Source organism: Flavobacterium rhamnosiphilum (assembly GCF_004349195.1).
Classification (GTDB): Bacteria; Bacteroidota; Bacteroidia; order Flavobacteriales; family Flavobacteriaceae; genus Flavobacterium; species Flavobacterium rhamnosiphilum.
Genome location: NZ_SMLG01000005.1, coordinates 270,451 through 281,154, shown reverse-complemented (window position 1 = coordinate 281,154; position 10,704 = coordinate 270,451). Strand labels below are relative to the sequence as shown.

General features: G+C 31.5%; 11 protein-coding genes. 7 read left to right on the top strand and 4 right to left on the bottom strand.

Annotated elements, in window-relative coordinates:
- Nucleotides 1-7: 7 nt before the first annotated feature.
- From E0I26_RS09135 to E0I26_RS09120, 4 genes are all read right to left on the bottom strand, one after another.
- Complete coding sequence (locus E0I26_RS09135) at nucleotides 8-736, bottom strand: beta-lactamase family protein (protein WP_165929431.1); 729 nt, start codon at nucleotides 734-736, stop codon at nucleotides 8-10.
- Nucleotides 660-1,475, bottom strand: coding sequence for a serine hydrolase domain-containing protein (locus E0I26_RS09130; RefSeq protein WP_131916171.1), 816 nt, complete (start codon nucleotides 1,473-1,475; stop codon nucleotides 660-662). The genes E0I26_RS09135 and E0I26_RS09130 overlap by 77 nt, the downstream gene beginning before the upstream one ends.
- 69 nt (nucleotides 1,476-1,544) lie before the next feature.
- Nucleotides 1,545-2,603 carry a serine hydrolase domain-containing protein gene (locus E0I26_RS09125; protein WP_131916170.1) on the bottom strand — a complete coding sequence of 353 codons (1,059 nt, stop codon included), beginning with the start codon at nucleotides 2,601-2,603 and terminating at the stop codon, nucleotides 1,545-1,547.
- Between the two features lie 138 nt (nucleotides 2,604-2,741).
- A complete protein-coding gene (locus E0I26_RS09120) occupies nucleotides 2,742-3,896 on the bottom strand; it encodes a helix-turn-helix domain-containing protein (RefSeq protein ID WP_131916169.1) in 1,155 nt (384 codons plus the stop codon).
- Nucleotides 3,897-4,606: 710 nt separating this feature from the next.
- On the opposite strand from E0I26_RS09120, the gene E0I26_RS09115 reads away from it, so the two are divergent.
- The 7 genes from E0I26_RS09115 to E0I26_RS09085 all read left to right on the top strand — a co-directional run bounded on the left by E0I26_RS09115 (nucleotide 4,607) and on the right by E0I26_RS09085 (nucleotide 10,687).
- Nucleotides 4,607-5,044, top strand: a complete 438-nt coding sequence (locus E0I26_RS09115) for a hypothetical protein (protein WP_131916168.1) — start codon at nucleotides 4,607-4,609, stop codon at nucleotides 5,042-5,044.
- Nucleotides 5,045-5,245: 201 nt separating this feature from the next.
- Nucleotides 5,246-5,812 carry a DUF7010 family protein gene (locus tag E0I26_RS09110; RefSeq protein WP_205728787.1) on the top strand — a complete coding sequence of 189 codons (567 nt, stop codon included), beginning with the start codon at nucleotides 5,246-5,248 and terminating at the stop codon, nucleotides 5,810-5,812.
- 382 nt (nucleotides 5,813-6,194) lie between these two features.
- The gene (locus E0I26_RS09105) at nucleotides 6,195-7,031 is read left to right on the top strand and encodes a maleylpyruvate isomerase N-terminal domain-containing protein (protein WP_131916167.1); all 837 of its coding nucleotides are present in this window, start codon (nucleotides 6,195-6,197) and stop codon (nucleotides 7,029-7,031) included.
- A 492-nt stretch (nucleotides 7,032-7,523) separates the two neighbouring features.
- Complete coding sequence (locus E0I26_RS09100; RefSeq protein WP_131916166.1) at nucleotides 7,524-8,120, top strand: dihydrofolate reductase family protein; 597 nt, start codon at nucleotides 7,524-7,526, stop codon at nucleotides 8,118-8,120.
- 275 nt (nucleotides 8,121-8,395) lie between these two features.
- Nucleotides 8,396-8,812 (top strand): hypothetical protein, encoded by a 417-nt coding sequence (locus tag E0I26_RS09095; RefSeq protein ID WP_131916165.1) that lies wholly within the window; start codon nucleotides 8,396-8,398, stop codon nucleotides 8,810-8,812.
- Between the two features lie 295 nt (nucleotides 8,813-9,107).
- On the top strand, nucleotides 9,108-9,617 hold the full coding sequence (locus E0I26_RS09090) for a hypothetical protein (RefSeq protein ID WP_131916164.1): 510 nt from the start codon (nucleotides 9,108-9,110) through the stop codon (nucleotides 9,615-9,617).
- A 629-nt stretch (nucleotides 9,618-10,246) separates the two neighbouring features.
- A complete protein-coding gene (locus E0I26_RS09085) occupies nucleotides 10,247-10,687 on the top strand; it encodes a VOC family protein (RefSeq protein WP_131916163.1) in 441 nt (146 codons plus the stop codon).
- Nucleotides 10,688-10,704: the final 17 nt, after the last annotated feature.

Sequence of the window (10,704 nt, the reverse complement as noted above, 5' to 3'; positions counted from 1 at the left end):
GCACTAGTTATTTTACTTTATCAATTAGTTGGATTTTAGTATTCAGATTATCTCTTGTTAAGATTACAGAATTTGGTTTTCCAGCGCTGAAATCGAATTTTAGCAAGTTAGGATAATCTATAATTTTAAATGATCCATTTTTCAGATACACCAACTCATTATCATTTTTTCCCTTAAAATGTTCCAATATTGGAGATTCAACATAGAGACGGTTATTCTTTTCTACTATTTTGGTTTCCATTTTCTGTCCATAAAGAAAATCGTCATAAGTTCCAATTAGTTTTTCTTTTAGACTTAAAGGTATTTCTTGAATGTCATCATTAGATGTTTTGTTCCAGTTCATCACTGCCAGAATTTTATTTCGAGTATAGTTCATCACAGGAAAACGATTCGGTTTTTCGCCATTGGCAAGATATACTAATCCGTTGCCATCTGTCATCGTAGCCAAAATGTTACCACCAACTCCAGTATTGGAACCATTACACGAAAACCAATCATAGTTATTGTAACCAAAAGACTTTTGCCATCCATAACTCCAGCCACCAACAGCATTTTTTAAAGCGGTTACTTCTGTTACTTTTTTTGCAACACTATGAGAAATCACTTTGTTATTTTTATTGCGTAAAGCATTTTGTATCTCAATGGAAAGTTTAGCTAAATCAGTCGGCGTGGACCACATTCCTGATGCTCCAACTTGTGGCGTGATTGGCAAGCCTGTTTTTAATAACTTTTTCATTTTCATCGTGAACTAGAGCTACATTTGTCAGGAATCCATTTTCATTAGGCTGTATCATTGTTGTGTTTTTCAAACCAAGAGGTGAAAATATATATTCTTTAGCAAGTTCTGCAATAGGTTTATTAAAAGTATCTTCTAATGCCATTTGAACAATTACATAACCACCACCACTATATTCCCAATTAGTGCCAGGGGTAAACAAGAACTCAATTTCTTTATCATATCGCGGAATCTTTCCTAAAAGACTTTGTTTTATTGTCGGGATTGTATCGCCTTCATAGTAATCTGCAAATCCACCTTGGGTTGTACCAGCGGTATGATTAAGAAATTGTCTCCAGGTTGGGCTGTTATTTTCGGTAAACTTACTCTTTGGCAAATGCCAACGTTTTAGATAACCATCTATTGGATCGTCTAAATTAACCAATCCTTTCTCTTCAAGCATAAAACAAAGAAGTGCTGTTATTGGTTTTGAAATTGATGCTGTAGAAAAAGCAGTATTTTGATCTATCTTTTCTTTAGAATTGATTGATTTCACACCAAATTGTTTTGAATAGACGATCTCGTAGTTTTCAAAAACCACAAGACTAAATCCTGCTAGTTTATGTTTTTCTAATTGTTGTTCAATATTTAAACTGTCCGTAAGAAAGCTGTAGTCTCTTTCTTTTGACAATACTTTTTTGTTTGTTTGACCACTTGCAATTGTTACTATAAGAAGTAGTAAATAAATAATATGTTTCATTGTATTGTGTTTTAGGTTAAAATTGTATTTGCGATTTTGTGTGAAGCCGCTGTTATCTGGCGATTGTATTTATTTCAAGACTGTATCATTAATTTTATTCAACAGGTCTTGTCTCATTTTTGAGTTCCTTTGGTTTAGAAGTATGATAATTCCCCAATTTTTAGTTCTATTGTAACATATAATCGAAGATTGTCCCATAGAATCTCCTGATTTTAAATAAATGGTGTTTTGGTCATCGGTACTAATATTCAGGCCTAATCCCATTTCTCTTTTTTCATCTTTATAGAAGATTTTTTCCGTAACCATGGCAGCTTTACCTATTGTAGTTTCTTTATTTAAGACCGCTTTCAAATAGGTAACCATATCAGAAGCATTAGATTTTACTAATCCGGCAGATGCAGTAACATTCCAATTGAAGAATTCCTGAATACCGCCATTGGGGTTGTAACCAGTTGTTCTATTTTTTACATTAAAATCTTTAGTCAATGTATTTGTCATTTGTAATGGCTTTACTATTTTTTTACGAATTATTTCATCATAATTCTTACCATAAGCCTTTTCTAAAATTTGCCCAAGTAAAGTATAGCCAATGGTTGAATAACGATATTTTCCATAATCTTTTAGTTCAGTACAATTATTGATTATAGTGGTCAATGTTTCTTCTGTTACATTACTTACAGGTTGTTGCGGATTTAGTTCTATTAACTTTCCAAAATCTATATCAGGTAAACCGGATTGATGAGAAGCTAAATCTGATATTTTTATTTTATTTTTAAGATTTTCATGTAAAACATAGGCAGAAGGAAGGTAGTTGTCTATATAATCGTCTAAATTTATTTTATTATCAATAACCGCTTGAGCAATTAAATTTGAAGTCAAAATTTTAGTAATAGATGCAATTTCGAATATGGAATTTTTATTAATATCAATTTGACTTTCTTTATTTAATTTACCATATGCTGTATAGTACTCTTCATTATTTTTGATAAAACCAACGCTAATACCTACGTCCGGATTTTTTTGATAATTATCCTTTATTATTGAATCAATCTTTTTAGAGATGTCTTGTCCAAAAGAAAATGTGCTTATTAATAATAGCACTGCCGAAAATGTTAATGAAGTTTTCATTGTATCGTGTTTTAGGTTAAAAAATTATTTCGATACAAATTTGAGAAAGAGTCTGGTGCTGTGCGACCGAATAAAATAACTCGAACGCATTTAATCAAAAGAATGCGTTCGAGTTATGTATAAAGGAAGTACGAGTAATTACAAAGTGTTGTTTTGTAATGTTTTGCGGTAAGTAGTAGGTGTGTTACCGGTGTGTTTTTTAAAAGCCGTATTAAAAGAAGATTTTGAATTAAAACCTACATCGTATAGAATTTCTAAAATAGTTAGCTTACTTTTTGTAACATCTTTTAAAATATCCATAGCATTCTCTATACGATAGGTATTAACGAAATCGTAAAAATGCTGCTCTAATTTATGATTAATTAAAAGAGATAAGTCTCGAACAGGAATTTCAATATTGTTAGAAATATCTTGAATTGTTAGGGAAGGATTAAGAAATGGCTTTTCTTCAATCATATACTGCTGCAATTTCAATAACTCCTCATTGTACTCTTTTTCATTTATAGCTAATGGCAAACTATTTTTTTCTTCTAAAATAATATCGGAAACAAGTTTTAATTTTGAATCGATATTTCTAAATAAACCAGGATTATTTAATGCTTTAAATAAATACCAACAAACAATAACTAGCTGAAATACCAGGAGCCCAATTTTTATCCATTCAGAGATGTTTGGATAATCCGAAAATTTAAAAATGTTTTTTACGAGGGTAATCAAATATAAAATAGTCAGCACAATCGTAAACTGAAACAACCAATTATAGGAATTAACACTTGTACCTGCATGATTTTCAAGATATAGCTTTTTGGCTTTTCTCAATATCATAAAAACGGCAATAAAATAGATAACTATTTGAATATGTATAAGAATATGAGTGAACTGTAGTTCTATCATATTTTGACGGTTTTTAAGAAAACTAATTTTAGAAGCAAGATCTACTATATAAAAACGAGGTAATAAAATTACATTCGCAATTAAAAACGGAAGTAGATGTATGATGTATTTTGGTTTAAACTTAAAATCGGAATAACAAACCGATACTACATAGAGATAAAAAACAGGAATTTGGAAAAAAGCAAATGTATTTCTAAGCATTCCCAAATTTGAGGGATTATTAACTACTAAGCTTAATAAAGGATCAATGTTATCTATTGCACTTAGTAGTAGAAAAATAGCAAAAAGAGAATTACTTATCTTGTGCTTTGTTTTAACTGTAACCAGAAAAAATGCAAGAAATAATGAAATAAACAAGGAGATTATTGTCACAATAACTAATAAATTAATCTTATCCATTTATTATATTCTTTTGGTATTATTACGGTTCATAATTATTGTCAACTTGTCTATACCAGCCACAAATTGGCTTAAATCCATCCAAATTAGGTTGACTTTTTGCCATAAAATGGTTTTTTATTGGGCTATACCAAACATACAAAAACATTTCTATTATCCTTTATGGTTTTCCACATTATCAGAAAAAAATGTATGATAAACAAAGACGCTACCAATATATTTTCATTTCTTTCGTCTAGTTCTCCAGCTATCGTTTTTAAACCAGTTCTTTTTATGCTCATAAATTTTACCATGTATGTAGGTACCAGCGATTATGACCGGTATTGCTATTAGAATTTCGTACCACTGGATTGTGACTATAGATTTGATTAAGACCTCAAACCTATAGTTTTATAATGGTAGCAACAAACAGTATAGTGTGTGATTCGAGAATTGACTAGGTATTTTTTAGTGAATTGCGAGTGGTGTCCTTTGACAAGCTGAGAATGACAGTGAATTGTTTTTTACTTTCATGATAAAAGAGTAATTCTCTATACCTTATAAAATTTTCATTTTACCCCGACCCTAAAGGATGCAACAAATAAAAAGTCCGTTTAATCATTTGTAATAAAAAAACTATATATTAGCTAAACAATAAAAAAGCCATTTTATGGCTTGTATGTACAAGTTGGCAGTTATGTTACTCGAAAAAACTATAAAATACAATAGAATTGGAAAACATAAATTTTGACTTTTTAAAACCAACAATTATTTTTTCTGTAATTGGAATTTTTGTTCCTGGATTTACTGCTATTGGATTAATTGGAACGCAAATGCTATTGAGTTCAGGTGGAATAGAATGCTCTATTTCGTGGAAAGTAATTTGGACTTTAACAACAATTATTGGAATAGCTTTGCCAATTACTTTCATAAAATATATTAGAAACATTACTATTGAGAAATTAGAAACTTTAAAAACAAAATTGATAATATTTAATTTAGTTGAATATGTTTGTATTCAATCAAGCATTGGAAGTTTATTTTCTAATAGTAAAATATTATGTTATGGAAGTGGCGGACAAAATGGAATCGAATTAGTGTTTACTGCTTGGCTAGCATTGCCAATTTTAGTAGTATTAAGTATAATATTTAACAGAATAATTGACTAAATTAAAAATACAACAGATTAATAAACACTATCGCCAACCGCTGTTTGGCAATATGGCGGGTTTAGGCTTAATTTAAAGTTGGTTTTACGTTTGGAAGTTTAGCTATAACCGAAAAATAAATCTTAATTTAGTCCTAAACCTATTGTAGCAAGGGAACGTCAAACTTCAAGCAAAAAACAGACTCAAGAATCTAACGTAACTATGACAAATAAAAATTTAAATATCGGTAATTTACAAGATGCTCAAGGTGATATGAGAGATGGCTACGGCTATGGCTCAATCGGTGTTTTTGTTTCAGGGATTGTTTGGGTATTTTCGAGCTTAATTGTGAATTACCATTCATCACAAAAAGGTATCTGGACTTTAATTATTGGAGGAATGTTCATCTTCCCAATGGCAGCATTAATTGGAAAACTAATGGGTATTAAAGGCGGACATAATAAGAATAACCCTCTTGGAAAACTTGCAATGGAAGGTACAATATGGATGATTATGTGTATTCCGTTAGCTTATGGTTTGTCTCTGATTAAAGTTGAATGGTTTTTTCAAGGAATGTTGATGATAATTGCTGGACGATACCTAACCTTTGCAAGTATTTACGGTATACGCCTTTATTGGGTTTTGGGAACTATTCTGGGATTGGCAGCTTATACTCTTTTTAGAATGGAAGCAGGAGGCTTTCCCTCTGCATTGACAGGAGGCTTAATTGAAATTATAATTGGTATAGTTATTTATGGTCTTTACAGATATGACAAACAAAAAATATAGAGAATTAATAGACATTCTTTGATACATAAATTGAGTGAGATTAAAATGCCTACAGGTAACAGCTAGAGTTTTGTTGCGTGCGCAGTACGAACAATGAAACTCGTGTTAAATGGAACCAGTTACAAGTCCGTTAACACTATGGTGTTTTCGTAAAGTTTTCGGATAAAATATCAAGAGGATTTATAGTCTTTTTTTTTCGCAGTGATAAATGGTTGTTTTTTCTGGCGTTTGTCTTTTAAAAACGAGAAAGTGACTTTTTCCAGAAAGAAAAAAAATATAGTTTAAATCTCATATATTTACTTTATAATTAATAAAATCAGTTCGTTTGAAGGTTTTTAGACGGATTGACGTTGTGCGTCAGCTTAAAACGAGAGCGTAGAAAATGAAAGATGAAATCAAAATACAGACTTTACATCTTTTTCCAATATTGGACAAGATGCTAATTGAACTTTTAAAATCTCTAACAGAGGAAGAGTGGAATGCTCAAACAATTGCAAAACTATGGAAAGTAAAAGATGTAGCTTCTCACCTGCTTGACGGAAATCTGAGATCCTTATCAACATCAAGGGACGGCTATTTTGGAGAAAAACCCGAAAACATAAACTCTTATCAAGATCTTGTTGCCTTTTTAAATCATTTGAATGCGACTTGGACAAATGCTACAAAAAGATTAAGTCCACAAGTATTGACAAATCTTTTAGAAATAACAGGAAATGAATATTTTGAACATCTTCAAACGTTAAATCCATATGATAACTCTGTGTTTTCAGTTGCTTGGGCAGGACAAGAAACATCTCAAAATTGGTTTCACATTGCAAGGGAATACACCGAAAAATTTTTGCATCAACAACAAATTAGAGATGCAGTTGGGAAGCCAGGAATTATGACTAAAGAACTATATTATCCATTCCTTGATACATTTATGTATGCCTTTCCTTATACTTTTAGTGATGTTTCTGCAGAAATTAGAACAGTTGTATCACTCAAAGTTTCAACAGATATTGGTGGACTGTGGAGCATCATAAAAACAGATGATAGCTGGATAGTAAGCAAAGACGATAATCTTGATGCTAATTGTCAAGTAACAATTGATCCAAATACAGCTTGGAAACTGTTTTCAAAAAGTTGGAAACCTGAACAAGTATTTGATACAGTTGAAATCATAGGGGACAGAACTTTGGGCGAACAGACTTTAAAAATGATAGCGGTAATGGCGTGAAAAAAAGCCGAACGCACAACATCGGTAGCTGTTGTACAGCCGTTCTAAAAATCTAAATCGGTACAAACCAACATAAAAACAACCTCGTTTAAGTCCTTTTAAGCGAGGTTTGTTTTTAAGCTACTGGATTTCGTAGACTGTAATAAGAATATATGAAAATGAGGCTATGAGGTGTCTTTTTTTACATAAAATTAGTGTCTTTAAGGTAATGAGAAAGACCATGAGCATAGTAGAAATGGTTTTGTGGACTTGAAATACAAAACTCAGCTAGAGAGTTGTGTGTGTAACAAAAAATAAACAGATATACTCCATTTTTAATCTAAAAATGGAGTAAGTAAATAAGTTAGCCCCAACCGTATAACGACAGCTCAACTTTTAAATTTGACAGCGGACAGTAACCGCAGACAATTTCTGCAAAGCCGTTTGGCTGCCGCTTGCAAGATGCAATTTAGATTCAAACAATAATTACTAACAATTAAAAACTGTAATTACATGAGAAAAATAATCGTCTTATCAATGATTACATTAGATGGAGTACTGCAAGCACCCGGAGGACCTGAGGAAGATACATCAGGCGGTTTCAAATATGGCGGTTGGGTTGCTCCTTATGATGACGAAGTTGGAGGTAAGGTGGTGCAAAAAGAGCTGAAACAATCAGCAGATTATCTTTTGGGCAGGAAAACGTTTGAGATTTGGGCCTCCTTCTGGCCTGAACATGCAGATATTTGGCCTGGCATCAATGATGGCACAAAATACGTTATGTCCAAGACTATGAAAAAGGCAAACTGGAAAAATACCGTATTTATCGAAAGTTTGGAAGATATTAAAAAGCTCAAAAATTCAGAAGGTTCTGATATTCAAGTTTGGGGCAGCGGTAAACTTATTCAGCTGTTACTTAAGAATGATTTAGTGGACGAACTCAGGCTCAAAATTTACCCATTGACTCTTGGAACAGGAAAAAAGTTGTTTGACGATGGCACGATTCCGGCAGCATTTACATTAACGGAGAGTTTGGCTACGCCAACTGGAGTGATTATTGCCAACTACAAGCGAGCTGGTGAGGTCAAGACAGGTACTATTGGAGTTTAAGGAGGCTAAGCTGTTAATAAAATCCCAATGAAAATTAAATCTATGGACAAGGCAAATAAGAAAGACAGCTCTAGGCTAACACCGACTCAAATTGTGTGGGTGGTGAAAGATGTAGAGAAATCAAAAACTTTTTGATGATTTGTAATCTTTTTTTTGATTATTTTTGAAAATGTATAAAGCGAAACAAACCTTCGCTAATCTACCTCAAAATAGGTGTATATGGGAAGGTTTATTTCGCATCTATACGGGTTGTGTACAATTAGAAAAATTGAACTATGAAAAGAATTTTATTACTTTTAATTTGTTTTACCGTTTTATCTTTTTCCTATAAAAATATAGAAGAATACAATTTCATTGGAAAATGGAAAGGCACCGACAAAGGTAAAACCGGATATATTATTTTTGAAAAAGATGGAACTGCATCGATAAAAATTGGTGATAACATTTTAGGCGGTAAAGATTATTATATAAACGGAAAAAAAGCAACGATTACTTATAGTATCGATACTACAACAAAACCGATCAATATTGATTTTATCATGCATTCAGAAGGTTATGAAGAAACTGAAAAATTATCATTTATTGCAGAAATAATTGATGATAATTCTTTTAAGATCGAAACGGTTAAGGAAAACAGCCCTAGAAATTTTTCAGAAAATAATTCAATGCTATTAGCAAGGGTTCAAAAATAACTGTACACAACGGCTAAGTAGCAAATGAAGAATGAATTGCAATCACCGAATATCAATATAAATAAAATTAATGAGGTAAACCTGTGTTGAACGGAACTGATTAGACGTCCTTATTATTATTATTATTATTATTGCCTTAATTGAAAGTCTTTTTTACAAAGGATATAATTGTAGTTTAAATTAAATGTATTCACCCTCTGGTGAACAAAAATTGACTCGGCTAGAGGTTTTTATCCCGACGCTTCGGGAGAACTGACGTTGGCGGAAAACTGCTCTTGAAACTTAAAAAAGCATAATGGAAAAATACTTACGACAATTAATTTCAATAGAATTTGACGACAAAAAAGAAATTTTTAGTGGTTTTCTTATTGATTGGACTGAAGATTGGATTTTACTGAAAAATAATCCTGTTGATTTTATAATTGATGGCTATACGATATTAAAAAACAAAAATGTAAAGTCAATTATTCAAGACAAGGATCATGAATTCACAGAAAGAGTAATTAAACTTAAAGGTTTAAAAACAAGCGCAGCCGAAATAATTCCGCTTAAAGATTTGTCTTCAATTATAAATTTTCTAGCGAATAAATATGAGATTTTTCAGATTGCAACAAAGTCAGATAAAGCTGTTTATCTCGGTAAACTCATAGCACAAAATGAGGAAGAACTGGTAATAGATTTTTTGGGAACCGAAGGGAAATTTGAGGGTGAAATGAGTTTCAAGCAAAACAAAATAAGAGTTATAGAATTTGATACTGATTATATCAATTCTTTGAAACTAATTGTTGACGAAGAAAAGTCATGAAATGGGAAAACATTAATCCTAAAAAAAGGAGGCCTTTTTAAAGGGCCTCCGATTGTAGATTCTGATTTACCATTTATCAACTCATACCGTTCAGTATGAAATGACTATTTGAATTAGCTTTTCTTTTCAGATAGTTTTACTCAAGTGATTAATCAAAACCACACTCAAAGATACAGTTTGCTTTTTCCATAATAACTGTAAATCATAGTTTTAACGAATCATTAACTCTCCTATATAAATATATAAAACCTTAAACTATTGTTGCTTTTTATTTCTGTCTTTCTTTATTCAGTAATATTTTGGTTGTTTTTTTAAATTATTATAATGTTTAAAATAAAAACCTATTCCAGTAGCTTCTTTGAAAAATTAAAATCAAAAACTGTAACTCTTTTTCGCTTCCATTAGAAAAAATTAAACAATTACGGTTATAGTAAAACGCATTTGGATAAAAATTTATCTAATTAAATAGAGAGTTTCAAAAATGGAATTCCCTTTTTTTATTACACATCTTTCAAGATAAAATATTTTTATTTCACAAATAATAAATCATATAGTTCTCAGTGTCAGTTGCATAATTCATTTGATATTATTCTTTATCTTTACAATAACGATAAGCAAAACAAATCATCATGGGACATGTATCAATTTATCTCAACTTCATGGGAAACGCTGAAGAAGCATTTAACTACTACAAAAAAGTTTTCAAAACAGAATTTTCTGTTCCGATAATGAGAATGAAAGACATTCCAGCTCAACCGGGTATGCCTGAACTTTCAGAAGCTGACAAGAACAAAGTAATGCATGTTGCATTACCAATACTTGGCGGGACAGAAATTATGGCAACCGATATGCCTGAAAGCATGGGACATAAATTGATTGAAGGTAATAATGTTACAATCAGTTTAAATCCAGATACTAAAGAAGAAGCTGACCGCTTGTATAGAGAACTTTCTCAAGGTGGAACAGACAGTGTTGCACCTCATGATGAATTCTGGGGTTACTGGGGAACTTGCAAAGACAAATTCGGAATCAGCTGGATGTTTAATGTTTCAAGTCATCCTCTTCATTAATAATCACTAACCCAAAT

Coding starts and splice junctions, on each gene's coding strand:
- E0I26_RS09135 (WP_165929431.1), bottom strand. CDS start 736: ATGAAAAAGTTATTAAAAACAGGCTTGCCAATCACGCCACAAGTTGGA.
- E0I26_RS09110 (WP_205728787.1), top strand. CDS start 5,246: ATGACAAATAAAAATTTAAATATCGGTAATTTACAAGATGCTCAAGGT.
- E0I26_RS09100 (WP_131916166.1), top strand. CDS start 7,524: ATGAGAAAAATAATCGTCTTATCAATGATTACATTAGATGGAGTACTG.
- E0I26_RS09090 (WP_131916164.1), top strand. CDS start 9,108: ATGGAAAAATACTTACGACAATTAATTTCAATAGAATTTGACGACAAA.
- E0I26_RS09105 (WP_131916167.1), top strand. CDS start 6,195: ATGAAAGATGAAATCAAAATACAGACTTTACATCTTTTTCCAATATTG.
- E0I26_RS09085 (WP_131916163.1), top strand. CDS start 10,247: ATGGGACATGTATCAATTTATCTCAACTTCATGGGAAACGCTGAAGAA.
- E0I26_RS09125 (WP_131916170.1), bottom strand. CDS start 2,603: ATGAAAACTTCATTAACATTTTCGGCAGTGCTATTATTAATAAGCACA.
- E0I26_RS09095 (WP_131916165.1), top strand. CDS start 8,396: ATGAAAAGAATTTTATTACTTTTAATTTGTTTTACCGTTTTATCTTTT.
- E0I26_RS09120 (WP_131916169.1), bottom strand. CDS start 3,896: ATGGATAAGATTAATTTATTAGTTATTGTGACAATAATCTCCTTGTTT.
- E0I26_RS09130 (WP_131916171.1), bottom strand. CDS start 1,475: ATGAAACATATTATTTATTTACTACTTCTTATAGTAACAATTGCAAGT.